The organism is Rhizobium etli 8C-3 (assembly GCF_001908375.1).
In the GTDB taxonomy this organism is placed as follows: Bacteria; Pseudomonadota; Alphaproteobacteria; order Rhizobiales; family Rhizobiaceae; genus Rhizobium; species Rhizobium etli_B.
Genome location: NZ_CP017244.1, coordinates 257,043 through 281,946 on the forward strand (window position 1 = coordinate 257,043; position 24,904 = coordinate 281,946).

At 60.2% G+C, this 24,904-nt stretch carries 22 protein-coding genes and 2 pseudogenes; 17 read left to right on the plus strand and 7 right to left on the minus strand.

Features of this window, described 5'->3' with window-relative positions:
• Position 1: 1 nt before the first annotated feature.
• The 9 genes and pseudogenes from AM571_RS26080 (at position 2) to AM571_RS26115 (ending at position 8,168) form a co-directional block, all read left to right on the plus strand.
• Positions 2-1,384, plus strand: coding sequence for a M20 family metallopeptidase (locus AM571_RS26080; protein ID WP_074065578.1), 1,383 nt, complete (start codon positions 2-4; stop codon positions 1,382-1,384).
• Between the two features lie 3 nt (positions 1,385-1,387).
• On the plus strand, positions 1,388-1,690 hold the full coding sequence (locus AM571_RS26085; RefSeq protein ID WP_074063938.1) for a TSUP family transporter: 303 nt from the start codon (positions 1,388-1,390) through the stop codon (positions 1,688-1,690).
• 60 nt (positions 1,691-1,750) lie between these two features.
• Positions 1,751-3,247 carry an amidase gene (locus AM571_RS26090; protein WP_074063939.1) on the plus strand — a complete coding sequence of 499 codons (1,497 nt, stop codon included), beginning with the start codon at positions 1,751-1,753 and terminating at the stop codon, positions 3,245-3,247.
• Positions 3,248-3,450: 203 nt separating this feature from the next.
• Positions 3,451-3,615: an antitoxin MazE family protein gene (locus tag AM571_RS37780; RefSeq protein ID WP_237358642.1), complete on the plus strand. Its 165-nt coding sequence runs from the start codon at positions 3,451-3,453 to the stop codon at positions 3,613-3,615.
• Positions 3,612-3,768 (plus strand): annotated as a pseudogene (locus tag AM571_RS38530) (type II toxin-antitoxin system PemK/MazF family toxin); the annotation flags it as partial. The gene AM571_RS37780 and the pseudogene AM571_RS38530, both read left to right, overlap by 4 nt.
• Positions 3,752-3,989: pseudogene (locus tag AM571_RS38535) on the plus strand (hypothetical protein); the annotation flags it as partial. The pseudogenes AM571_RS38530 and AM571_RS38535, both read left to right, overlap by 17 nt.
• 255 nt (positions 3,990-4,244) lie before the next feature.
• Positions 4,245-5,309 (plus strand): ABC transporter ATP-binding protein, encoded by a 1,065-nt coding sequence (locus tag AM571_RS26105; RefSeq protein WP_155774540.1) that lies wholly within the window; start codon positions 4,245-4,247, stop codon positions 5,307-5,309.
• 115 nt (positions 5,310-5,424) lie between these two features.
• Complete coding sequence (locus tag AM571_RS26110; protein WP_420493398.1) at positions 5,425-6,450, plus strand: extracellular solute-binding protein; 1,026 nt, start codon at positions 5,425-5,427, stop codon at positions 6,448-6,450.
• Between the two features lie 41 nt (positions 6,451-6,491).
• Positions 6,492-8,168, plus strand: coding sequence for an ABC transporter permease (locus AM571_RS26115; protein ID WP_074065580.1), 1,677 nt, complete (start codon positions 6,492-6,494; stop codon positions 8,166-8,168).
• Positions 8,169-8,369: 201 nt separating this feature from the next.
• Here AM571_RS26115 and AM571_RS26120 read toward each other — a convergent pair whose 3' ends face one another.
• The 3 genes from AM571_RS26120 to AM571_RS26130 form a co-directional block, all read right to left on the minus strand.
• Positions 8,370-9,317: a complex I NDUFA9 subunit family protein gene (locus tag AM571_RS26120; protein WP_074063942.1), complete on the minus strand. Its 948-nt coding sequence runs from the start codon at positions 9,315-9,317 to the stop codon at positions 8,370-8,372.
• A gap of 220 nt (positions 9,318-9,537) precedes the next feature.
• A complete protein-coding gene (locus tag AM571_RS26125; protein ID WP_074063943.1) occupies positions 9,538-12,084 on the minus strand; it encodes an NAD-dependent epimerase/dehydratase family protein in 2,547 nt (848 codons plus the stop codon).
• A gap of 639 nt (positions 12,085-12,723) precedes the next feature.
• Positions 12,724-13,377: a TetR/AcrR family transcriptional regulator gene (locus AM571_RS26130; RefSeq protein ID WP_074063944.1), complete on the minus strand. Its 654-nt coding sequence runs from the start codon at positions 13,375-13,377 to the stop codon at positions 12,724-12,726.
• A gap of 286 nt (positions 13,378-13,663) precedes the next feature.
• Here AM571_RS26130 and AM571_RS26135 point away from each other — a divergent pair, with 286 nt between their 5' ends.
• The 6 genes from AM571_RS26135 (at position 13,664) to AM571_RS26160 (ending at position 19,794) form a co-directional block, all read left to right on the plus strand.
• Positions 13,664-14,227, plus strand: coding sequence for a TRAP transporter small permease (locus tag AM571_RS26135; protein ID WP_074063945.1), 564 nt, complete (start codon positions 13,664-13,666; stop codon positions 14,225-14,227).
• A 10-nt stretch (positions 14,228-14,237) separates the two neighbouring features.
• Positions 14,238-15,518: a TRAP transporter large permease subunit gene (locus AM571_RS26140; RefSeq protein ID WP_074063946.1), complete on the plus strand. Its 1,281-nt coding sequence runs from the start codon at positions 14,238-14,240 to the stop codon at positions 15,516-15,518.
• A 78-nt stretch (positions 15,519-15,596) separates the two neighbouring features.
• Positions 15,597-16,613 carry a TRAP transporter substrate-binding protein gene (locus AM571_RS26145; RefSeq protein ID WP_074063947.1) on the plus strand — a complete coding sequence of 339 codons (1,017 nt, stop codon included), beginning with the start codon at positions 15,597-15,599 and terminating at the stop codon, positions 16,611-16,613.
• A 64-nt stretch (positions 16,614-16,677) separates the two neighbouring features.
• Positions 16,678-17,538 (plus strand): shikimate dehydrogenase, encoded by an 861-nt coding sequence (locus AM571_RS26150; RefSeq protein WP_074063948.1) that lies wholly within the window; start codon positions 16,678-16,680, stop codon positions 17,536-17,538.
• A gap of 31 nt (positions 17,539-17,569) precedes the next feature.
• The gene (locus AM571_RS26155) at positions 17,570-19,459 is read left to right on the plus strand and encodes a bifunctional sugar phosphate isomerase/epimerase/4-hydroxyphenylpyruvate dioxygenase family protein (protein ID WP_074063949.1); all 1,890 of its coding nucleotides are present in this window, start codon (positions 17,570-17,572) and stop codon (positions 19,457-19,459) included.
• A 149-nt stretch (positions 19,460-19,608) separates the two neighbouring features.
• Entirely contained in the window at positions 19,609-19,794 is a 186-nt protein-coding gene (locus AM571_RS26160; protein WP_022712945.1) for a hypothetical protein, read from the plus strand.
• 47 nt (positions 19,795-19,841) lie between these two features.
• Here the strand turns inward: AM571_RS26160 and queE are convergent, their stop codons facing one another.
• The 3 genes from queE to queC are packed head-to-tail and all read right to left on the minus strand — an operon-like array spanning position 19,842 to position 21,642.
• Positions 19,842-20,579 carry a 7-carboxy-7-deazaguanine synthase QueE gene (gene queE / locus AM571_RS26165; RefSeq protein WP_074063950.1) on the minus strand — a complete coding sequence of 246 codons (738 nt, stop codon included), beginning with the start codon at positions 20,577-20,579 and terminating at the stop codon, positions 19,842-19,844.
• Entirely contained in the window at positions 20,576-20,932 is a 357-nt protein-coding gene (gene queD, locus AM571_RS26170) for a 6-carboxytetrahydropterin synthase QueD (RefSeq protein WP_074063951.1), read from the minus strand. Before queD ends, queE begins: the two co-directional genes overlap by 4 nt.
• Positions 20,932-21,642 (minus strand): 7-cyano-7-deazaguanine synthase QueC, encoded by a 711-nt coding sequence (gene queC / locus AM571_RS26175; RefSeq protein ID WP_074063952.1) that lies wholly within the window; start codon positions 21,640-21,642, stop codon positions 20,932-20,934. The genes queD and queC overlap by 1 nt, the downstream gene beginning before the upstream one ends.
• 187 nt (positions 21,643-21,829) lie before the next feature.
• On the opposite strand from queC, the gene AM571_RS26180 reads away from it, so the two are divergent.
• The gene (locus AM571_RS26180; protein WP_074063953.1) at positions 21,830-23,272 is read left to right on the plus strand and encodes an FAD-binding oxidoreductase; all 1,443 of its coding nucleotides are present in this window, start codon (positions 21,830-21,832) and stop codon (positions 23,270-23,272) included.
• A gap of 185 nt (positions 23,273-23,457) precedes the next feature.
• On the opposite strand, the gene AM571_RS26185 is transcribed toward AM571_RS26180, so the two are convergent.
• Complete coding sequence (locus AM571_RS26185) at positions 23,458-24,234, minus strand: phosphodiester glycosidase family protein (RefSeq protein ID WP_074063954.1); 777 nt, start codon at positions 24,232-24,234, stop codon at positions 23,458-23,460.
• A gap of 404 nt (positions 24,235-24,638) precedes the next feature.
• On the opposite strand from AM571_RS26185, the gene AM571_RS26190 reads away from it, so the two are divergent.
• Positions 24,639-24,869, plus strand: a complete 231-nt coding sequence (locus AM571_RS26190; RefSeq protein ID WP_074063955.1) for a hypothetical protein — start codon at positions 24,639-24,641, stop codon at positions 24,867-24,869.
• Positions 24,870-24,904 lie beyond the last annotated feature (35 nt).

Sequence of the window (24,904 nt, forward strand, 5' to 3'; positions counted from 1 at the left end):
CATGGACAGAACACACCTGATCGAAGCCGCCGCCCACTATGTCGACGGTGGAGGGCTGATCGCGGATCTTGCCTCGCTTGTGGCGCGCCGCTCTGTCAGCCAGTCGGAAGGGCGGCTGGAGGATCTCTATGCCTATCTGCAGGAGGATATGCAGCCACTGCTGTTTGCCATGGGATTTGCCGTCGAGATTTTCGAGAATCCTCGCGAGGGCGGCGCTCCCCTGCTGATCGCCAGCCGCATCGAGGACGAAAGCCTGCCGACCGTCCTAATCTATGGCCATGGCGATGTCTGCAACGGGGAGGCCCATCGTTGGCGGGAGGGCCTTGAGCCCTTCACCTTGACCAGAGAAGGCGACAAGCTCTATGGCCGGGGCACGGCCGACAACAAGATCCAGCATCTGATCAACATCAAGGCGCTGGAATTGCTGATCCGTGAAACTGGCCGGCTCGGTTTCAATGCCAGGATCATTCTCGAAATGGCAGAGGAAACGGGCTCCTTCGGGCTGCGCGAATTCTTCACGGCCAACCGGGAGCGGCTGGCGGCCGATGTGCTGATCGCGTCAGACGGCCCGCGTCTGGCGGTCGACACGCCGACCATGTTCATGGGGTCGCGGGGCGGCATGTCCATCAATCTCATGGTCAATCTGCGTGACGGCGATCACCATTCCGGCAATTTCGGCGGATTGCTGGCCGATCCCGCCATCATCCTGGCCCAGGCGATCGCGACGATTACCGACGCCCGTGGCCAGATCCTCGTTCCTGAATGGCGGCCGACCAGCCTGACGCCGGATATCCGCGCCACGCTGCGTGATCTGCCGCCGCGCCGTCACGATGCCGAATGGGGCGAGAGCGATCTGACGCCAAGCGAGCGAGTCTTCGGCTGGAACTCCTTTGCCGTTCTCGCCATGTCATCCGGCAATATCAATGCGCCGCAAAACGCCATCTCGGGTTCGGCGCGGGCCGCCTGCCAGTTGCGCTTCGTCGTCGGCACCGACATGGACGACATCATCCCCGCCTTGCGACGCCATCTCGATGCTCATGGTTTTTCCATGGTCGAGGTTCGGCCCGCGCGCGGCGAGGCCTTCCGGGCCACTCGCTTCTCGCCGGATCATCCCTGGGTGCGCTTCGTCGAAAACTCGCTCACGCGGTCGGCGGGAAAACGGCCGCATGTGCTGCCCAATCTGGCCGGCTCTCTTCCCAACGATGCCTTTACCGACATCCTCGGGCTACCGACGATCTGGATCCCGCACTCCCATGCCGAATGCGGCCAGCATGGGCCCAACGAGCATGCGCTGGCGCCGATTGCCCGCGAAGGCATGCAGCTGATGACGGCGCTGTTCCTCGATATCGCCGAGAATGCTAAAAGCCTCAAACAAACTGCCTGATCGATGGATTTTGTTCTGCTTTTCATCTTTCTGGCGGCGACGGGCGCCGTGTGGGGCCTGATCGCCGGCCTGCTCGGTATCGGCGGCGGTGTCGTCCTGGCGCCGGCCCTCTATTACGTCTTCGAGTTCCTCGGCTATGAGAGCGACCGTCCGATGCAGGTCTGTGTTGCAACATCCGGCGGCACCATCATGTTCAGTTCAGCATGCTCAGAACTGATGAATCATCGGCGCGGTGCAGTCGACGGGTCCAGGAGCCTGGCCAGCCCGTTACTCGTCCAGCGGTTTTCGCGTTGTTCATCTCACTGATGGCCCTCAACATGCTGATCAAGGGCCTCGGCGCGCTTTCGACGTAAAAAAGGAATGACCATGAGCAAGACCCATCCCGCCGATCTCGATGCGATGGACGCCCGCCGGCTGATCGGGCAACGCCGCCTGTCGCCGGTCGAATTGGCCGAGGCCTGTATCGAGCGCGTCACGCAGATCAATCCCGCAGTCAATGCCTTGGTGGCGCAGGATTTCGACCGGGTTCTCGCCGAGGCGCGCCAGGCCGAACAGAGCGTGATGCGCCATGAGGCGCTCGGTCCGCTGCATGGCCTGCCTTTCGGCGTCAAGGACATGATCGATGTCCAAGGCCTGCCGACCACCTTCGGCTCGGAAATATTTCGCAACAATATCGCGGTCAAGGACGATTCCATCGTTGCCGCCATGCGCTTGGCCGGCGGCATTCCTCTCGGCAAGACCAACAATCCCGAGTGGAGCGCCGGCGGCAATACCCGCAACGCCGTCTACGGCGTCACGGCCAATCCTCACGATACGACGAAAAGTGCGGCCGGTTCGTCGGGGGGGTCGGCAGCCCTTTTGGCGGCCCGTATGTCACCTTTGGCAACGGGTTCGGATACCGGAGGCAGCCTGCGCAACCCCGCAGCCTTTTGCGGTGTCGTCGGGTTCCGACCATCGCCCGGTGTCGTTCCTGGCGATACGCGCGCCATGGCCCTGATGCATCTGTCGACCAGCGGACCGATGGCGCGCAGCGTCGCCGATGTGGCCCTGATGCTGTCGGTCATGGCGCGACCCGATCGGCTGGACCCCTATACGGTGGTAATCGACGGGCAGACGCCGTGGCGGCTCGATCGTTTCGGCCGGGGTCGGCGTCCGGATCTGGCCGCCCTGCGGATCGCCGTCACCGAAGATTTCGGCTTTGCGCCGACCTCCAGGGTGATCCGCAGCGCTTTTGGCCGGGTGGTGGCACAGTTGTCCGCCCATCTTGGCAGGGTCGAGGAGACCCATCCCGATTGCACCGATGCCGATCGCATCTTTTCCGTCCTTCGTGGCGTGATGTTTCTCGGTGTGCACCACACGCTGTTGCAGGCCCATCCCGACAAGATCGGCCCGAATGTCCGCGCCAATGTCGAGGAGGGGCTAAGCTATGGTCCGCTCGATATTGCCGATGCGCTGGCGAAACAGGGCCGGTTCTATCGCGACTGGCAGCGGTTTTTCGAAGAACATGACTATGTGCTTTGCCCGGCCGTGACCATCAGCCCGCGCGACTGGCACGAACTTTATCCGACAGAGATCGACGGTCAGCCGACGAAGAACTACTATCACTGGCTGGCCATGGCCTATGCCTCAACGCTGGCCGGCCATCCATCTGTCACTATCCCCGTTGGGCGAGACACGCTCGGCATGCCCTTCGGGCTGCAGATCGTTGGCCGCCGGCATGATGACGCCGGCGTTCTGCAGGTGGCAGCCGTAATCGAGGAAATCTTTGCGGGCGAGCCTGTTTTTGGGGTCCCGACTGTCAACGTGGAGAGGCTGAAGACGGCTCCAAGACTGGCCGACAGCGAAGGCTTCATGGGTTTCTGAATTTGTGTGAAGCGTGGTCTACGCCGTTCTTCGGCTTGGGGCCCCGGGGGCGCGTCGATCGACGTGAAGGGGCGTCCCTCTACGAGGCGGCGTCCGGCCCGATGACCCCGCTCGTAGAAAGACTCGCAATCAGCGTCAGCTTAAATTCAAAGCCGTCCCGTGTGAAGGTAAGTGAGCATCGTGCGCGTCTGCGGGCATAGGGCTTGCGCCCAATCCAGATCTGGGTGCCGGATGTCCGCGCACCATCATTCAAAACGGAAGCGCATCGGCAGTCGCTTGCCGCGGCGACGAGTGATCATGCGCTGAGCGATCAGGCGTTCATCGACGCGGTGTCCGACATCGCTTTCGAAGATGGCGACGGCGCATGAGGCGTGGCGACATCTGGAGCGTCTCTGGCGGTAAGGGCTATGCGGGCAAGCCTCGCCCTGTCGTCGTCGTGCACGACGAGGCATTTGACGCCACGGATTCCATCATCATCTGCGCCTTCACCACGGATGAGACCGACGCGCCCCATTTTCGGTCACGTTTGAGGAGATGGCTTGCGCTTGGGCGAGCGCGCTTGCGAACGGTAGTCCCGAGGCAAACGGTGTCGCCGGTGTTCTCGTGCCCAGTTTTGCGCCCGGTGCGGATTGCTCAGACCAGAACCTTGTCCTCTGGAAATGGGGCCAGAATTTGCCGCATAGGGTAGCTGTATTCGATCCGAGCGGGCGGTTGCCGAAAAGACCAATTGTCCTGGCGTTGAACCGCTCGACGAGCGCAACTGCGAAGGCATCAAGGTCGTTGCGCCGATCAAGTGGCCCTCAACTCGATGGACTGATGAGCGTCTTCTGGGAAACGGAGAGTCTCAGGAGCGCCGAGGGATGTCGCAAGCATGCCTGGCGAAATGCGAGCACCTCGTCGAGCATGCCGAGGTGCAGTGAGACCGGAACTGTCGCTGTTGTCAGAATGGAACCAGAACGTTATTGACTTGATGCTCACCCTGACTGAAGGATCGCAAATGCATGGATCGCTCGAGGAGATCAGTGGAACGCTTGTGCTTGCGCATGTCAGCCGACGATATGGCGAAACGCAGGCGCTTGACGACGTTTCGTTTTCACTCGCGCCTGGCGAAATCGTCTGCCTCGTCGGCCAGTCCGGTTGCGGCAAGTCCTCGCTGCTGCGCATCATCGCCGGGGTGGACAAGGCAGACAGCGGTGAAATTCTGCTCAACGGTGCGGAGATCGCCGGAGCAAACAGCTTCGTCGAGCCCGAGGACCGCAATATCGGCTTCATGTTCCAGGACTATGCCCTGTTTCCGCATTTGACGGTCGAGGAGAATGTGACGTTCGGACTGAAAAAGCTGCCACGGCACGAGGCACGTGCCCGGGCAGTCGAAGTTATAACTCGCATCGGCATCTCGGCACTTTCCGGCCGCCATCCGCACACGTTGTCGGGTGGCGAACAGCAGCGCGTGGCCCTTGCGCGTGCCCTTGCCCCGAAACCGGTGATCCTCCTTATGGACGAGCCTTTCTCAAATCTTGACCGCGGCTTGCGGGAGCGGGTGCGCGAGGAGACCATTGGGACCTTGAGGGCCCTGGGGACCGCGGCGATCCTCGTCACGCACGACCCCGAGGAGGCGCTTTCGGTGGGCGACCGGGTCGTGTTGATGAAGGAAGGCCGCATCGTGCAGATCGGGACCGGCTACAATATCTACGATCACCCTACGTCGCTCTACGCCGCCGAATTCCTCTGCCCCTGCAACAGGATAACAGGGACATACCGCAATGGCCGGATCGAAACGGCGCTGGGAGCCTTTCCCGCCCGGCTCGATTCGCGGGAGGGCGCTAAGGCATTTGCCTGTATTCGTCCTCAGGCCCTCTTCGTCTCGTCAGGAGGCGAAGGAGTCGCCGGCCTTGTCACGAGTTGTTCCTTCCTCGGCGAGATCGAGCAACTGTCGATCCGCGTCGAAGGAATTCCTGACCTCCTGCGTTTGCGCACAACAGGCCGCGTCGATGTGCGGCCGGGCGAGTGGATATCATTGAGCGTCGATCCGAAAGGCGTCTTGGTCTTTGCCGCGGAGTGACCCAAAGGATTGCCTTCAACAAAAAACTTGATTATCTCCATCATATATGTTCGAGCAATTTGCTGGCTGTCACCAATCTCCGGCCAGACAGAACAACTCGATGGAGGACCGCATCTTGAAAACCATTTCCGCATTGCGCCTTGCCCTGCTGGGCAGCGTGTTCGCTCTCGCCAACGGCGCCGGTGCCATGGCGGCCGAACTGAACATCTATACGACGCGCGAACCCGGACTGATCCAACCACTGCTTGACGCCTTCACCGCCTCGAGCGGTGTCAAGGTCAATACGGTCTTCCTGAAGGACGGTCTTGCCGAGCGCGTGGCCTCGGAAGGGGAAAGCTCTGTTGCGGACATCCTCATGACGGTCGATGTTGGCAATCTCGCCGACCTGGCCGAAAAGGGCCTGACGCAGCCGGTCAAGTCGGATGCACTGAAAGCCGCCGTGCCGGAAAACCTGCGTGACCCGGCCGACAATTGGTTTGCTCTCTCGATGCGCGCCCGCGTGCTCTACGCCGCCAAGGGCATCGATCTCGCCAGCTTCAACTACGAGAACTTGGCTGATCCAAAATGGAAGGGCAAGATCTGCATCCGCTCCGGCCAGCACCCCTACAACACGGCTCTCTTCGCCGATTACATCGCGCATCATGGTGCCGAGGCGACGGAAGCGTGGCTTGCTGCCGTCAAAGGCAATCTCGCACGCAAGGCGGGCGGCGGCGACCGCGATGTGGCAAAGGACATCCTCGGCGGGATTTGCGACATTGGCATTGCCAATTCCTACTACGTCGGCCTGATGCGCTCCGGCAAGGGAGGCGAGGAACAGGTCGCCTGGGGCAACGCGATCAAAGTCATCCTGCCGACCTTCGAGGACGGCGGCACGCAGGTCAACATTAGTGGCGCGGCCATCGCAAAGCATGCGCCGAACAAGGATGAGGCCGTGAAGCTCTTGGAATACCTTGTTTCGGACGGGGCCCAGAAGCTCTATGCGGAGGCGAACTATGAGTATCCGGTCAAGGCCGGCGCAGCAATCGATCCAATCATCGCCTCGTTTGGTGAACTCAAGGTCGATCCCGTGCAGATGACGGAAATCGTCAAGCATCGAAAGCAGGCAAGCGAGCTGGCCGAGAAGGTCGGCTTCGACAACTGATGGACGACCAGGCCCGGCGGCGCCGCGCCCGGTGGCTGCCGATGCCGCACGTCGATCTTCGTTCTTCCTCCAAGCTGAAGGCTGCCCGGTACAGATCCGGGCGGCCATGGCTGCTTGCATCCGCCTTTATCGCTGCGCTGGTCGCCACTCCAGTTCTTGCACTTGTCTGGCAGGCGCTTGAAGGATCGAGCGGGCTCTGGCCGCATCTTCTCGCCTATGTCCTGCCGCAAGCATTGATGCAGACAGGCATGCTGCTGGTCGGCGTTGGGGTCCTGGTGACCCTTCTTGGCACCTCGACGGCCTGGCTCGTCACGGCCTATGATTTCCACGGCCGCAGGCTGCTCGAATGGGCGTTGCTTCTCCCGCTGGCGGTGCCGACCTATATTGTCGCCTACGCCTATCTCGATCTTCTCCATCCGATCGGTTGGATTCAGGGTGCGATCAGAGCGGCCTTCGGATATGCGAGCCCCCGTGACTTCCGTTTGCCCGATATCCGCTCGATGGCCGGCTGCATCGTGTTGCTGGGCTTCGTGCTTTATCCTTACGTCTACCTTACGACACGGGCTATGTTTCTCACTCAGGCGGCCAACCTGGTCGAAGTGTCGCGCACGCTCGGAAGCGGAAAGGGCCGTGTCTTTTGGCGGGTCGCATTGCCGTTGGCGCGGCCCGCGATCGCCGTCGGTGTCAGCCTGGCATTGATGGAGGCACTCAATGACATCGGAGCCTCTGAATTTCTCGGCGTAAAGACGCTGACTGTTTCGATTTACACGACCTGGGTGACGCGGTCAGACCTGCCGGGTGCGGCGCAGATTGCACTTGCGATGCTGACATTGGTGGTCGCGCTCGTCACAATGGAGCGTTGGGCACGCCGTCGCCAGCGCTACTGGTCGAGCGCGCAAAGATCCCGGAGCTTCACGCCGCATCGTCTCGGCACCGCTACCGGCCTGACGGCATTTGCGCTCGGTCTCCTGCCGGTCTTCATCGGGTTCGTTGCCCCGGCGAGCTATCTTGTCGTTGAGGCGTGGAAACGCTTCCGTTTCGCCGGGCTGTCGTCCCGGCTGTTCTCGGAAACGCTCAACACAGTGATCCTGTCGGCCACAGCAACCCTCGCCATCCTGCTCTTCGGCGTGGTCATCGCCTACGCGGCGCGCTCGCTTCCCGGTCGCATCACGGCGGCGTTGCAGCGAATTTCCACGGTCGGCTATGCGATGCCCGGGACGGTATTGGCGATCGGTATATTGGTGCCCGTTGCGGCGCTCGACCGGATGATCGATCGAATTGCGCTCGAATGGCTGGGTGCGTCAACCGGTCTGCTGTTGATCGGCTCCGGGGCCGCGCTCGGCTATGCCTATGTCGCGCGCTTCCTGGCAATTGCTGTCGGTTCGGTCGAGGCTGGCTTCAGCCGAATTCCGCGCTCGTTCGATCACGCCGCGCGCAGCCTCGGCCAGAACGTGACTGGGATATTCCAGCATATTCATCTGCCGCTTTCGAAACCGACGCTCGTGGCCGCAGGCTTGCTTGTGTTTGTCGACTGCATGAAGGAACTGCCGGCCACACTCCTCTTGAGGCCGCTCAATTTCGAGACATTGGCGACGCATCTCTATGGGGAGGCGGCGCGAGGAACCTATGAGGAAGCATCGGTCGCCGCACTTGCCATCGTTCTTGTCGGCGTCTTGCCGGTTATCGTTCTTGCCCGGATCGGGCGGTGGAAATCCTGAAAGGGGAGCAGTGAAGCCAAGCGGTTGTTGTAAGCCCGATTTGACGACGCCGTGCCCGATGATATGCACTTCGCGATGCCGGCAGATCGGAGCGACCTTCGGGAACATTCGAAACTGTCTAACGTGTGTTTCCTCTCCCAATACGCCTGAAATCACTTGTCGCAGTTTGCCACACTGGTCGCACCTCGCCATATCTCCTCATCACGACTTTTCCCGGATCGCTCGCACCACCTCGTCGATGTCGCGAGGCTCCATCCCCAGTTCGTGGAAGCCCGGCTGCTCGGTGTCCGCTACGTTGTCTCTCTCCATGAGTTCAATCTGGTTGCGTGTCAGCGGCGCGCCGGGGACAACCTCAGCGAATGTCGCAAGCGCGCGCCAGGCCGGAAACGGGACAGACACCAATCGTGTGCGGATGCCGAGCAGTCGGGATACTTCGCGAACCAGATCTCGATAGGTGTAGACGCGGGGACCGCCGAACTCGAATATACGGCCCCGGTATTCGGCCGTTCCCGAAGCAAGACGCGCTACGGCCTCCGCCACGTCTTCCACGAATGCAGGCTGGAGACGGGTGTCACCGCTGCCGAACAGCGGATAGACAGGAAGGACACGAACCAGTCTCACGATCGACGTCAGAAAGGCGTCGTCGGTTCCCGTCATCACTGCAGGGCGAACGATGATCGCGTCGGGAAACGCAGCTGTGACGGCTTCCTCGCCGCCCCCGCGCACCCTGATGTAGCGCGACCTCGAACTTGGATCGGAACCGATCCCGGAAATCTGGATGTAGCTCTCTACTGAAGCGTCGCGCGCCGCTGTCGCCAATCCGGACGCGGCCTTAACGTGGACCCGTTCGAACGTCAGATCTCCATGCTCGGAATAGAGGCTAACAGCGTTGACGATCGCGCTCGCGCCCGAAACAGCTTCGGCGACCTGATCTTGGTCGAGGATGTCGGCTTTGATGGCGGTGAAGAGTTCGCCGTGATCCTGCTCGCCTCTCGCGCGATCCGGATGGCGAGATGCCGCTCGCACTGCGATGCCGCGGTGGAGAAGGCGTTTCACGATCCTTCGGCCGAGAAAGCCAGAGCCGCCGAACACGACGGCGAGCTTCTCCCCCGGCCGAATGGTCAATGATGGGTTCGGTATGTCGTCCATCCTCTCCAACGATCTTGAGCGCGAAACGTTCGACCGAAGGCTGGAAAGGTATTCACCGGGCTGGTGGACGAGCTAATTTCCTCACCTCCGATCCCGTAGATGATTGCGATGCCGCCGATGAAGACCGGAAGCATCGCGGCGGTGTAACAGCCGATCCGCCGCGGCCGACTAGCAAGCATAGCGACATTGATTCACGGAATGGGCGCTTAGGTCGAGCAAGTCAGACAATCGCCCGATCCCAACCACCGTAGTGTTCCTCGCTAGGCGCGCCACGCGGCAGGCTGAGACCGATCAACGCCAGTCCGATCACGATATCGGCTACCGCTGCGATGCCTGAACCGCCGTCCAGCAAGAACGGGGATGCCGCGATCCATGCACCGAGCGCTACGTTGAGGAAGCGCACCGGGCGCACGACCTCGGCCATGGCAGTGACGGCGACCATGATCACGAGGCAGCCGACGATGTGGTCGCTGAAGTAGAGCGGCGGCTGCGTTGCGAAGATCAGCGGCGTCGCCATCAGCAGGATGCCGAGGAGTGTGCTGGCGACGAGAGTCCACGGGAAGGTCACGCCGCCGAGCAGGAAGTCTTTCAGGAATTCGCCTGGCGAACGGTCGAGATCGGGCTTTGGCGTCTGGTTCTCCGAAAGCGCCGGACCACCCATCCAGAAGGTGCGCCAGAACGGCTCGCCCGCCCGCTTCGCGCGCCAGAGATATTGCACGGTCGCCAGCACCTCGTCGACGGAATACGGGATGAGGATCACCGTTACCGCCGCCTGGATGATGCAGAGCGTGCACAGCGCACCAATCAGCGGCGGCTGGATGATGATAAACGAGACACTGACCGCGCCCAGCGGAATGATCAGCAGGCCGAACAGGAACACCATCCACGGCATGCTGCGCCAGCGGCGACGGTCGCCGATGGTGCCGGCGAGGATGTCGAGGCCGTAGGCAAAGGCGCCGAGGCCGGCATCGGCGATCGGGAATCCCTTCGACACCCAGGACGTCACGACCGCCTCAGTGCCGTTGGTGACAGCCGCTTCGCCAGGACCGAAGAACGGATCCCACAATCCGTCGATATGACCCATCTGGTAGGCGGCGAGGTAGCGCGACACGAAAAGCCCGAGGAAAGCCAGGGCAACGATTGGAATGCGCTGGGTGAAAGAAGACGGCGAATAGCTCCAGCCCAGCGGGCGGTCGTCGTCGGCCGCCAACGCCCGGTGACTTATGCCCGGCGTTGGCGGGATCATCACCGCGAAGGCCACCACCAGCATGCCGACGAGCGTGTCGATGCCGTAGGCCGCCGCGCTCGTCGTCCAGAACACCAGCGGCGCGAACATCACCCACAGACCGACCGCAGCCGTGATCCACTGAACCCATTGGCGTCCGCGCGCCATGCCCGTCAGCGACAGGATGGCGATGAGCAGGCCTGTCAGAATTTCGCTGATGCCGAGCCGTATGTTCCTGACCTGGGGTTCAGCGATTTCGTGTCCAAGAGCTGGCGGCATTGTTGCCGACACCGGATCGAACAGGCCCAGTGTCATCGGTGAGGTCACCAGCCACAGACCGAGCGCCGCATTCGCCATCGGCGCCCAGAGCGTCCAGAAACGATGCCGTCGGACGGCTTTGTCGACGTCCTCCGGGCTGCGCTCGAGCGGCTGGATCAGGCGCTTTCTCGCCTGATCCAGTTCCGGCTCCGAGGCTGCGACCGCCGACGGATGGAGTTTGTTCTTCTCGTACCAGTCTGTCGGATCCAGCTTCAGCCTGCGGATCATCTCCGGCAGCGTTCCGGTCAGGCTGTGCCGCGGCTCCCACCCGATCAGAGAGCGCGCGCGAGAGACGTCGATCTCGTAGTGGTCGTCGGAGTTCTCGATCATCCAGGGCTTGATATCCGTTTCCTGATCGAGCACCTCGGTCTGCAGCCAGGCGCCAGCCTTCGTAAGCCCTTTCGGCAGGCTGAGCGTGCGCCATTCCTCGTCGTGGACCAGCCGCCCGATACGCTTCTGCATTTCCTCGTAGGACGGCGTCTCCTCTTCGCCGAGCAGCAGCACGGTTTCCTCGGGAAGCTCTGCGCGACGGTCCACAATGCGCACGATCGCGTCGACCAGGTCGTCCTTGTGAAGGTATGGCTGGCCCGAGGTCAGATCACCGGCGAAGAGATAGGCGGTCGGCAGCCGCTCGAAGATGCGAGAGATCTGCTGCGCGATGAACGCGGCTCGGCAGTCCTCGTCGTAGACGCCGGCGAGCCGCAGGACCACGGTCCGGAGGTCGCCACGCTCGCTCGATATTAGCTCCTCGGTGTCGGCCTTCGACTTCGGATAAGCCCAAGACGGATCGAGCGGGGAGTCCTCGTCGATGCGCACGCCCTTGTCGGGGCTCGGCGCATGGACCAGCAGAGTGCTGGAGAATACCAACTGCTCGGCGCCGACTGCCTTGAGCGCCTTGAGCAGCCGGCGTGTGCCTTGCACCGTCACGGCTTCGTATTTCGGATTGTCCTCGCCGGTTGTGTCGTAATAGGCGGCCAGGTGGATGACGGAGGCGATACGCTCGCCGGCTCTGCTTGCCGCTTCCTTTACGGCGGCATCGACGCTTTCGTCGGAGGTGAGATCGATCTCGACCGTCTCCATTCCGTCGATCGGGTGCTCTGGTTTCCTGACGTCGAGGCCGATGACCTGATACCGCTCGCGCAGACCTTTCGCGATGGCCTGGCCGAGGAACCCGGAGCTTCCGGTGATGAACACCGCAGGACGGTCTTCGGCTTTCTTCGGCATCGGATCGCTTCCTTCTAGGCGACACAGTTTATCGCCGCGACAGCGTGGAGCTTGCATTCCGCAAATGGCGCAGCAGCGGCGATGAGCATTTTCAAAGCTGCCGGGTTGTTGCTGAAACGATGAGCGAAACCCTCTCGTCAAAGTCGCTCTGAGTCTGTTTCAGCAATTAAAGCATTGGCCGCCGATTCTGTTCCAAGTGCCAAAAGACAACGCGCTTCCATGTGTCGTTCGACATTGACGGAGAGCCAAAGCATGAAAGAGGTGCCGCCCGCAGCGGCCCATCCTTCCAGCACTGAAAAATGTTTCAAGATATCACTGTGATGTCGGGTTCGACGCTGCACGCCGCCTATTTGGCGAAGTCCAGTCGAGCGCCCTCTGGAATAGCTCCAGGCCTATGAGGTTCGTGATACGAAATGAGGTGCCGTCGGTTCATATACCTTCAAGGTGGTCGATCAAATTGTGGCCCGAAGTGAATCTCCGAAGAAAATTTCCCTTTTTAGCAAGCGGTGCGCCACGCAGATGAACGTCATCTCGAGTAGGAGATCTGCCCCACTCATTTGCATAACCGGCTGTTCGCGGCAGCCGCCTCGCCTTCTTCCGACACAACATCGTTGATCGCCGCCGCAAAGCTGGCCACCGTCAATCCGGCGTGGGGCAGGACTTGAGATAGCTGACGACGGCATCGGCGATCATTCCGCGGTGCCGGTCGATGGCATCGCTTTCCGAGAGATCCCTCCTGAAAATCGTGCCAAAGGTGTAGCGGTTCGAGACGCGGAAGAAGCAGAAGGCGCTGATCATCATGTGGACATCGATCGGATCGGCCTTGCGATGAAATACGCCCTGTTCGAAACCACGTTCGAGGATTCCAGCTATCGTCTCGATGATCGAGACGTTGAGGTCGCGGATGGCGTCGGAGCGCAGCATATGCGCGGCGTGATGAATGTTCTCGATGCTCACCAGCCGGACGAAATCCGGGTTGGCTTCGTCATGATCGAAGGTCGTTGCGATCAGCGTGCGTAGCGCTGCTTCTGGCTCCAGGTTCGAAAGCTTTAGATCGGCCTCCAACGAGCGGATCTTGCGGTAGGACTGCTCCAGCACGGCAAGATAAAGACCCTCCTTGCTGCCGAAATAGTAATAGATCATCCGCTTCGAGGTACGGGTCTTTTCCGCGATTGCATCGACGCGCGCACCGGCGAGACCATGGGTCGCAAACTCCTTCGTCGCGACGACGAGGATATCCGCCTGCGTCCGCTGCGGATCGTTCTTTCGTCCGTTTTCAGGCCGATCCGCCATCACTCTCACGACCTTATCACCTAAACCGCTGTTTCCAATCGTCAAAAACCGGATCCTGAACGTGAAGGCTGCCATTCATGCGCTGCCCGACGACAAGTCATATTCACCTTACACCTGCGTTTCAATAGATCACCGCTTGACATTCGAACTAGTTAGTACATTTTTAAAACAAGGCAACATGTCCCGGAGGAGGGGCGCGAGGTCTCCGCCCAGATGTGCGTTCGCGCGCGGCTGATTTACGTCGGAAAGATCACTGGATCTGTGGCCCACGCTTTGGGAGGAGCGAATGACCCGCATCATAGATTTCTATTTTCTCGTGCTGAAGGCGACGATCGCGCTCTTGCTGGCAGGCATGGTCGTCCTCGTCTTCGGCAACGTCATCCTTCGCTATGCCTTCAATCAAGGCATCACGTCCTCCGAAGAGCTGTCTCGGATGTTTTTCGTCTGGCTGACATTTCTCGGCGCGGTCGTCGCAATGCGCGAGCATGGCCATCTCGGAGTTGATTCAGTGCTGCGGCGCCTGCCACCCACGGCTGCTAAAATGGCTGCCCTCGTCGGGCATGCACTGATGCTGCTGGCGACCTGGCTGATGATCAGCGGTGCCTGGACTCAAACGCTGATCAACCTCCATGTGGCAGCGCCGGCGACCGGGATATCGATGGCATTTTTCTACGGCGCCGGCCTGGCCTTCGGCATTCCGGCTTTTCTCATCCTCCTGTGGGACGCTTTTGCGATCGCCACGGGGCGCATCGACGTCATGACGGTCGAGCTTGTCCGTGACAGTGAGGAACAAGCCGCGCTCGACGATCACGCCGATCCGGCACTTGCCAGCGCCGTGACAAAGCATTGAGGGGCGGGAAATGACTGTATCCATCTTTCTTGGAGCACTTCTCGGACCCATGGCGCTTGGCGTGCCGATCGCCTTTGCCCTCATCATCAGCGGCGTTGCTTTGATGATGTATCTTGACATGTTCGATGCGCAGATCGTGGCGCAGAACGTGCTGAACGGCGCCGACAGCTTTCCGCTGATGGCGGTTCCCTTCTTTCTCCTCGCCGGAGAGGTCATGAATACCGGCGGACTGTCTCGTCGCATTGTCGACCTTGCCATGGCCATGGTGGGCCACGTCCGCGGCGGTCTCGGTTTTGTCGCCATCTTCGCGGCCTGTGTTCTTTCGAGCCTTTCCGGGTCGGCCGTTGCCGATGCAGCGGCCTTGGGCGCCCTTCTTTTTCCGATGATGAAGAAGTCCGGACACGACCCGGCGCGCACCGGCGGCCTCCTCGCCTCAGCTTCGATTATCGGGCCGATCATTCCTCCGTCTATCGGCTTCATCCTCTTCGGCGTGGTTGGCGGCGTCTCGATTACCAAGCTTTTTCTGGCGGGGATTTTCCCGGGGCTCATGATCGCCGCCGCCCTCTGTGTGACCTGGCTGATCGTCGCGCGAAAGGAGCAGTTCGCACTTCCCGCAAAGCAGAGCGGCGCGGTGCGCCTCAAAGCGCTCATCGACAGCATCTGGGCCTTGATGCTGCCGGTCATCATCATCGTCGGCTTGAAATTCGGCGTCTTCACGCCGACCGAAGCCGGCGTCGTTGCCGCTGTTTATTCGCTCTTCGTCTCGATGGTCATCTATCGCGAGTTGCCCCCGGCGAGACTGTTTCACGTCTTCGTGGCGGCCGCCAAGATCACCTCTGTCGTCATGTTCCTGGTTGCCTGTGCGGCGGTTTCGGCCTGGCTGATCACGGTTGCCGACGTGCCCGGCGAACTCGCGGCCCTGGTCGAACCGCTGATGGACAACCAGACCCTTCTGCTGCTCGCCATCATGGTGCTGATCGTCGTCGTCGGAACCGCCATGGATATGACGCCGACGATCCTGATCATGACGCCGGTGCTGATGCCGATCATCAAGCAGGCGGGCATTGATCCGGTCTATTTCGGCGTGCTTTTCATCATCAACAATGCGATTGGCCTGATCACGCCGCCGGTCGGCACCGTGCTCAATGTTATCTGCGGCGTCTCAAAGCTCTCGATGGAAGAGTTGATGAAGGGCGTGATGCCCTTTCTCATCGCCGAATTGATCGTTCTGTTTCTGCTCATCCTGTTTCCGCAACTGGTGACCGTGCCGGTCTCCTGGTTCGGACACTGATCGTAGTTTGGCCGGCAACGGCGAACGAATTTCAAAGCGGCCGCAGGGAGTTACCGGCCACAAACCTGGGAGGAAGACATGCTCAATAAACTGACGAAGCTGGCACTGGGATTGGCGCTGCCGATCGCGCTGCTTTCAACCGGCCCGGCGATCGCCGAAATCGGCGAGCACCAGCTGAAATTCGCCTCGGCTAACAACAAGGGCCATCCCCAGGTCATGGGAATGGAGAAGTTCGCCGAGCTCTTGAAGGAGAAGAGTGGCGGCAAGATCGAGGTCAAATTGTATCCTGGCGGCGTGCTTGGCGGCGACGTTCAGACCGTCTCGGCGCTACAGGGCGGCGTCATCGAAATGACGGTGCTCAATGCCGGCATCCTTGCAAACAATGTCAAGCCGTTCGGCGCGGTCGATCTTCCTTTCCTCTTCAATAGCGGCGAGGAAGCCGACAAAGTGATGGACGGACCGTTCGGCTCCGGCCTCATGAAGCTTCTGCCGGATACCGGCCTCGTTGGTCTTGCCTATTGGGAGCTCGGTTTCCGCAACCTGACGAACAATCGCCACCCAGTCACCAAGCTTGAGGACATCAAGGGCCTTAAGATCCGCACGATCCAGTCGCCGATCCCGATCGAGCTCTTCAACAGCCTTGGCGCCAACGCCGTTCCGCTTCCATACACCGAGCTTTATACGGCGCTTGAAACCGGCACTGTCGACGGCCAGGAAAATCCGGCTGCGAACATCATCAATGCCAAGTTCTTCGAAGTGCAGAAGTACATGACGGTGACACGCCATCAGTACAATCCGCAGATCGTGCTCATCAGCAAGAAGTTCTGGGATGGGCTCAACGATGAAGAAAAAGCCGCCTTCCAATCGGCCGCAACCGAGGCCCGCGACTATCAGCGCAAGGTTTCGCGCGAGATGGACGCCAAGGCGATCGAAGAGATCAAAAAGACCGGCATGGAAGTCAGCGAACTGAGCCCGGAAGAGACGCAGAAGCTGCGCGACGCCGTCAAGCCGTTGATCGACAAGTTCAGCCCCCAGATCGGCGCAGAAACGGTCAACCAGCTGATGAAGGAACTCGACACCATTCGCGGCAAATAAGCAAAGGACCAGGCCCGCTGCTGCGGGCCTGGTCTCTTTCTCATCAAAACCACGGAAAAGACGGATGGCCGAAACAATTGTAAGACCGCTAAGGGCCGGCCTGATCGGTGCTGGCATCCAGGCGTCGCTGACACCCGCCATGCACATGAAGGAGGGTGCCGCCCAGGGTTTGAACTACGAGTATGAACTGATCGACCTTAACCGGATCGGCGCCTCGCCAGCCGACCTGCCGGGACTTCTGGCCGAGGCCGAAGCTCAAGGCCTTGCAGGCCTCAACATCACCCATCCCTGCAAACAGATCGTCATCTCCTGTCTGGACGACCTGTCACCCGAGGCGCGGGCTCTCGGCGCCGTCAATACCGTCGTATTCGAAGATGGGCGGCGATATGGACACAATACCGATTGGTGGGGCTTTGCCGAAAGCTTCCGTCGCGGGCTTCCAGACGCCGATCTTTCTTCGGCCGTCCAGCTCGGTGCTGGCGGCGCCGGCGTTGCAACCGCTTATGCAATGCTCTTTCTTGGCTTGCAGAGGCTGGCAGTCTTCGATCGCGAAGCGGAACGTGCTGCCGCCTTGACGGAAACGATGTCACAGCTCTTTCCCGCGGCTTCCATCGTCGCCGGAAGGGATCTGGCGTCAGAGATGCGGCAGGCAGCCGGCCTCGTACACGCAACGCCAACCGGAATGACGAAATATCCAGGCACCCCCTTGCCGCCGGAACTGCTTGAGGAACGGCACTGGGTGGCCGAGATCGTCTACTTCCCCTTGGAGACCGAACTGCTGAGGCAAGCAGCATGTCGCGGCTGCCGGACGCTCGACGGCGGAGGCATGGCGGTCTTCCAGGCCGTTGGCGCCTTTCGTCTGTTGACTGGACGAACGCCGGACGCAGCCCGAATGCTCGCGCATTTCAAGGCCATGACCGAGTAATCCTCGATTCGACAAAAAAGGGAGCAGGCCGATGAAGACGTCTATAGCGACCGTATCGTTGAGCGGCGATCTCCGGGACAAGCTTGAGGCAATCGCCAAGGCCGGTTTCGATGGCGTCGAGATATTCGAAAACGATTTCCTCATCTTTGATGAGAGCCCGCGTCAGGTTGGCAGGATGGTGCGTGATCTCGGGATGGAGATCACACTGTTTCAGCCGTTCCGTGATTTCGAAGGCATGCCCGAGCCGCTTCGTAGCCGCACATTCGATCGTGCCGAGCGCAAATTCGACGTCATGCAGGAAATGGGCACGGATCTCGTGCTCGTCTGTTCCAATGTGTCGCCAGCATCGCTTGGCGGTCTGGACAGAGCCGCGATCGACTTCCATGAACTGGGTGAGCGCGCGGCAAAACGCGGTCTGAGGGTGGGTTACGAGGCGCTGGCCTGGGGCCGGCACATTCACGATCACCGCGACGCCTGGGAGATCGTGCGCCGTGCCGACCATCCCAATATCGGCCTTATCCTCGACAGCTTCCATACACTGTCGCGCAGAATCGATGTGAACTCGATCCGCTCGATCCCGAAAGAAAAGATCTTCATCATCCAGCTTGCCGATGCGCCTTTGATCGACATGGATCTGCTTTTCTGGAGCAGGCATTTCCGCAACATGCCCGGCGAAGGCGACTTGCCGGTCCTGGACTTCATGAAAGCAGTGGCGGCAACCGGATACGACGGATATCTGTCGCTGGAGATCTTCAATGATCAGTTCCGCGGTGGCTCGCCCACGGCAATCGCAGTCGATGGCCGGCGCTCTCTGATCTATCTCGGTGATCAGGTAAAGCGGCAGGTGCCGGAAAGCTCCTTGCCCGTTCCCGCGATGCCGCCGCGCGCCTCTGTCGAAGGTGTTGCCTTCGTCGAGTTCACGATCGACGAGGACGAAGCGCCGCAGCTCGAAAGGTTGATTGCAAACCTCGGTTTTCGAAAAGTTTCGAGACACAAGACCAAGAGTGTCACCGTCTTTCGCCAAGGCGGTATCAATCTCGTCGTCAACACCGAGCAGAAGGGCTTTGCCGGGGCGTCATATGCCGTCCATGGCACGACGGCTTATGCTGCCGGCCTGATGGTCGACGATGCCAAGGCGGCAGTCGAACGCGCCGTCGCCCTTGGCGCCGAACGCTTTCGCCAACCTCTTGATGCTGGCGAGATCGAGATGCCGGCCGTACGCGGTGTCGGCGGCGGCATCCTCTATTTCCTCGACGCCAAGACGGAGCTCGCCCGCATATGGGAAATCGAGTTTGATCCGGTCGAAGACACGGCAGCCCCGCAGCCTGCCGGGCTGCAGTCGATCGATCACATTGCCCAGACCATGAAATATGAGGAACTGCTGACCTGGCTGCTGTTCTACACATCGATCCTCGATGCTGACAAGACGCCGATGGTCGACATCGTCGATCCCTCCGGCATCGTGAGAAGCCAGGCCATAGAAAATGCCGACGGGTCGCTGCGCATCACCATGAACGGTGCCGAAAACCGCAACACGCTTGCCGGCCACTTCATTGCCGAAACCTTCGGCTCCGGCATTCAGCATCTGGCCTTCAATACCCAGGATATTTTTTCCACTGCCGCTGCCCTTTGCGCAAACGGCTTCATATCTCTTGCGATCTCGCCGAACTATTATGACGACCTTGAAGCGCGTTTCGGTCTGGACGCGGAGTTTGCGGAACGATTGAAGGCGAACAATATCCTCTATGACCGCGATGAGCATGGCGAATATTTCCAGCTCTACAGTCCCACCTACGGTGAAGGCCTGTTCTTCGAGATTGTCGAAAGGCGCGGCTATCGGGGATACGGCGCGGCCAATGCCATTTTCCGCATCGCTGCGCTCAGAAAGCATCTGCGACCGGCGGGCATTCCGCGTGCGTGACGAACCGCAACTTGAGCGAACACCCCCTTTGCGAAAGTGTATAAACGCATGAGTTCACGCCCTTCAAAAGGCGTTCCTGGCAACTTAAGCGGTGCCTAATGAACGATTTGCGATCCTCAGGCGTTATCCTCACAAGGAGGAAAATGACCATGAAGAATATGAACAATAGGCAAGTTCATGTGCCAGGCCCGCACGATCGCGACGTTGCCGATCACTGCAAGAAGCTTGGAGTTGATCCGGCAGAGGAGCGCAAGCTCTTGCGGTTGCTTGGCAAGAACGCCCCCCTTCATGAGATTCGGGCGAACGTCTCGCCGAAACAGCCGCGGTTCCGCTGATCAATCCCTCTTTAGTTTGCGATGGCGGCCTTGCGTCGCCATCGCCGTCAGACGCCGCGCTTGTTGCCCCACATCAGCACATGCAGCTGCGGGAGCACGCGGGCCTCGAACCACCGATCTTCCGTCACCTTGTCAACCAGCCAGAGCATCCGGTCCATAATGCCGTCGAGATCGACGCGTGCCTCTTCGTCGCCGGGCGCCGGTGGCGTATGGTTTCCGGGCTGAAGATAAACCGGAAGCGTCGGGTAACGTGCCGCCGCGGTCCGGGCAAACAGGTAATCGCGATCGTCGAAAACGACGATCTTCAGTGCAAGCTGCGGTTTTTCGGCAGCCATTTTCAAGCAGGCCTCGAACGAATGCCAGTCGGTCTCCATGCCGCTTGACGGCGGTTTTGGGCTCAGGACGAGGACGTCGAGTGCGGAAAACCATTCCTTGGCAATGCTGCCCTGGCTCTCTAACGCGAAACGGAAACCCTCGCTGTGTCCGCGTTCTATCAGCGGCCCGAGCGGTTGGATCGCCGGATTACCCCCCGATAGCGATACCGTCAGCGGTTTGTTGCCCGAAAGCCGCAAGACCTCCTGCCAGATATCGTCGACCGACATCGGACGCCATTGATCGCGATAGTCGCTGTCGACGGCATGCAGCGTATCACACCATGAGCAGCGGTAATCACATCCCCCCGTCCTGACGAAGACGGTCGGAAGGCCGATCAAGATGCCTTCCCCCTGGATGGTGGGGCCAAAGATTTCGCTGACGCGGATCTCGGGCGTGCGGGCGATGGTCATGGCCGGTATTCCGCCCAGGTCTTCGGCGTCTCGCTGACGCGCACGGCCGAGGTTTCCGGCAGGCGATCCTTGCACCAATCGTAAAAATGCTTCGCCAGACATTCAGCCGTCACCTGATCATGTCCGAGGACCTCGTTCAGGTGGCGATGGTCGAAGTGCTCGTCGATATAGGACTTCAGCGGCGCAAGCTCTTGGTAGTCGCGGACAAATCCGTGGCTGTTGAGCGTTGCTGCCGAAAGTTCCACCTCCACGATGTAATTGTGTCCGTGAAGGCGACCGCATTGATGGTCGGCGGGCAGGCTTGTGAGCCGGTGCGAGGCGGAGAAATGAAATTCCTTGGTGATGCGGAACATCACTTCACCTCTTCGGCTGCAAAGCCCGCCGTTGCGCCCACCCAGAAGTTCGGGTCCTCGTAGTCTGTCGGATCATCTATGCCGGCCAGATGAAACGCTTCGCGCCGTTCCACGCAGGTGCCGCAGCGGCCGCAGTGGCGCGCACCGCCCTTGTAGCACGACCAGGTCTGTGCGAACCGAGTGCCGTTCCTGGCGCCATCGATTACGATGTCGGCCTTGGAGACGGTGACGTAAGGTGCAAAAAGCAAAACCTTGGCATAGCCTTCGAGCGCCTGGTTCTGCATGTCCTGGAAGGCCTGGATGAAACCCGGCCGGCAGTCCGGATAGATGAAGTGGTCGCCACCATGCACGGCGACGGCGACGGCATCGGCCTTCTGTGCCGCCGCAAGGCCGAAGGCGATGGCAAGCATGATGGCGTTGCGGTTTGGCACGACGGTCGCCTTCATCGTCTCTTCGGCATAATGTCCGTCCGGAACATCGATGTCGTCGGTCAGCGCCGATCCCGTCAGATGATTGCCGATATTCCTGATGTCGATGATCTGATGGACCACACCGAGGCGTTTGGCGCATGCCGCTGCGAAATCGAGTTCCTTGCGGTGCCGCTGTCCGTAGTCGAAGGAGAGGAGGCCGATGAGTTGGTGTTCCGCGGCAACCTTGTGCGCAAGCGAAACGGAGTCCAACCCGCCGGAGCAGATGACGATGGTTTTCATGATGTCGGATCCCTTGTTTTGACCGGGTGGGCTGCGACCGGATTATGGGCGCGCTTCTAAAGCAATAAATCCAGCTTGTGAAGGGTCCCGGCTGGAATGTTTATTAGCATTATCTTGCGTAACTAAGGAACGAAGCGCAAAATGCTGCCACGGCGGAACGGGGCTCTGCCGCCTTGGGGAGGAACTCATGGACAACTTGAACCTTACGACCCTGCACAAGGGCCAAACGGTCATGACGGACGTTGTGCTCGATCGCTTCGCGGCAGGTCTGCGCGGCAGGCTCTTGAGGCGGACGGATGCCGGTTACGACGAGGCGCGGTCCATATGGAACGCAATGATTGATCGGCGCCCGGGTCTCATCGTGCTCTGCGCTGGTGCCGCCGACGTTATGAGATCAGTCCGGTTCGCGCGCGAAAACAATCTTCTGCTGGCGGTCCGCGGCGGCGGCCACAACATCGCCGGCAATGCGGTCTGTGAAGGTGGCCTGGTCATTGATCTGTCGCCGATGAAATCGGTAAGGGTCGACCCGGGCACGCGGCGTTTGAGGGTCGAGCCGGGCGCAACGCTTGCTGATGTCGATAACGAGACACAGGCTTTCGGGCTGGCTCTGCCGACGGGTATCAATTCCACGACCGGCATTGCCGGACTGACCCTTGGTGGCGGTTTCGGTTGGCTCACACGAAAGTTCGGCCTGACGATAGACAATATCATTTCGATGGAGGTCGTAACCGCTGAAGGCAAGCTGGTCCGCGTCAGCGAGAAGGAAGAGCCGGATCTGTTTTGGGCGCTGCGCGGAGGCGGTGGCAATTTCGGCGTCGTAACCTCCTTTGAGTTCCGGCTCCACGACCTGCCGGGCGAAGTTTTGGCGGGCCTGGTCATCCATCCTTTTGCCGACGCGGAAATGGTGCTCAGGCAATATCGCCAGGTGCTCGAAACGGCGCCGGACGATCTCACTTGCTGGGCGGTCATGCGCAAGGCACCGCCGCTGCCGTTCCTGCCCGCCGACTGGCACGGCAGGGAAATCCTTGCGCTCGCCATGTGCCATTGCGGCGACATAGAGGCGGGTAAGGTCGCTGCCGCGGCTCTTCGCGAAATCGGCAATCCGATTGCCGATGTTGTCGGTCCAACGCCTTTTGCCGCCTGGCAACAGGCATTCGATCCGCTGCTGACGCCAGGCGCGCGCAACTATTGGAAGAGCCAGGATTTCGCAGAGCTGTCGGATGCGACGATTGCAGTTCTCCTCGATGCCGTTCGCAAGCTTCCGGGGCCGGAATGCGAGATCTTCATTGGTCATGTGGGCGGTGCAGCAGGCCGCATTGCAGTGGAGGATACGGCTTTTCCGCAGCGCAACTCGCATTTCGTCATGAACGTCCATGCGCGCTGGCGCGAACATTCGATGGATAGCACGTGCATCGGCTGGGCACGCGAGCTTTTCGAGGCAACCAAGAAGCACGCCATTGGCACAGCCTATATCAACTTCATGCCGGAGGATGAAAGCGATCGTGTCGAAGCGGCCTATGGCGGCAACTATAGACGTCTGACGGAGGTCAAGAGGCATTACGATCCCCAGAATCTGTTCCGCATGAACCAGAATGTGCAGCCACAGGCGGAAATGCGGGCCGCCGGCTGACAGTCAGCAACGGACAAAAGGCCAGGTGCCGCCGCCCACGATGCCGGCCATCGGCGGCACTGCGTTGACTTATGTCGCTCCATCCGTCGGAATCCGAGCTGACTGCGAGGAGTTGCTCTATCGCGACTTCGCCCTGCGGCCTGGGTCGATGATCGCCTTCCCGCGTTCACTGCCCGTTCGTGGCGTTATTCCACAACTCCAAAAATCGGTCCGAACCCGCCATGCCAGGATCTGTCATTGCGGCCCATGGCCGGATTGAAAATTCCCACACCTCGTCCACCGTCGAGAAACAATGCATTGGGGCATTTCAAATGGTCGCGGAACAGGCGCGCAAATTCGTGGAAATTCACACTGTCATCGCTTGCGGCAAGGCGAACCCTGCCACCACTACAGACACCCACACCGCTGCGACGGGTTCGATCTTTCGACCGCAATAAAAAGGCCGGGTGAAGCTTGTTCTGAATGACAAGCATGGGCCCGGACTGGGTCGCGAACCGCACCTTGGGGCGACGTCTCAAAAATTGATCCGTCGGGAGTATTCCAGCGCTTGTGTCGCCGAAGAAGAAGACGCCGTTCGGCTTCTTATAGAAATTGGGCAGCAGATCGGCTGAGCCTTCGCCTTTTGCCGTATTGGCGGGTCGCAGTTCTTGGCCGGCCTCGACGTAAAGTCCCATCGGCGAAAAATCGACGCGGTACATACCCGCGTTCATCGCGAATGTCAGCGTTCGTCCGGTTTTCCCCACAGCTTCGGCGAGGCTCGAGAAAAAACGGTAGGGCTCGCCATCAACGCCCTTCCAGAACAGTCGCAGGTCAGCTTTGCCCGGTTCCAGGGTGCAAACGATGTATCGCGCCTCCTCGAAGGTTTCCTGCTCACAATCTTGGGCAAAGGCCGGCGGCAGGAGCGCGATCGATGCAACCAGCATCAAGGCGCCGATCACCGCATTTTTTTTCAGATACGTCATCGCGGCAGATACCTGATTTCATGTCTCAATTGGACCGGTCTCCTTCGTGATTATGGCTAACGCGAATGTGACGTCATTTCGAGAAGTCGGTGGCCACTATGGGCAATTCCAGCAGTTCGAGGAAGGAGTTTTCTATTATCAAGGGCTGTCATAAAGCGGCACGTCCTCGGCTTCGAAGCGTCTCGGTCGGCGCTTCAGGCTGTTATTCAGGCTGGTAAGGATGACCGGCGACGCACCCGCCGTCGCCTGCCGTCGCCGCAACGGTCTAAAAGGGTATCGAACGGTGCCGTCAAAGCCGGCCGGGCAGTCGTTTCGTTGACATGATGCGGTCTGGGGGATGTAGTTACAGACGGCACGGAACCGGTTCATCCGATCGCGGTTAGTCCGAAAAGGAGGCTTTTATCATGGTGCCGAATGAAATGGACGTTGTACTCGCCACACTTCCGCTGCGCGTCGGCACGTATGTGCCGGACGATCTGCTTGAGGACTGGTTCGCCCCAGATACAGGGATGAACCCGGTGAGCGACCAATGCCTGAAGGCTGCCAAAGCTTACGGACGGAAGTTTGAGTGCGAGTTCAAGTATTATAGGGATCGTCAGGAGGGAGTTTTTTGGAAATTCGTCCCAGCTCTTTGACCCCGCCAGGGTGATAATCGGAAGGGCCGGCGCCG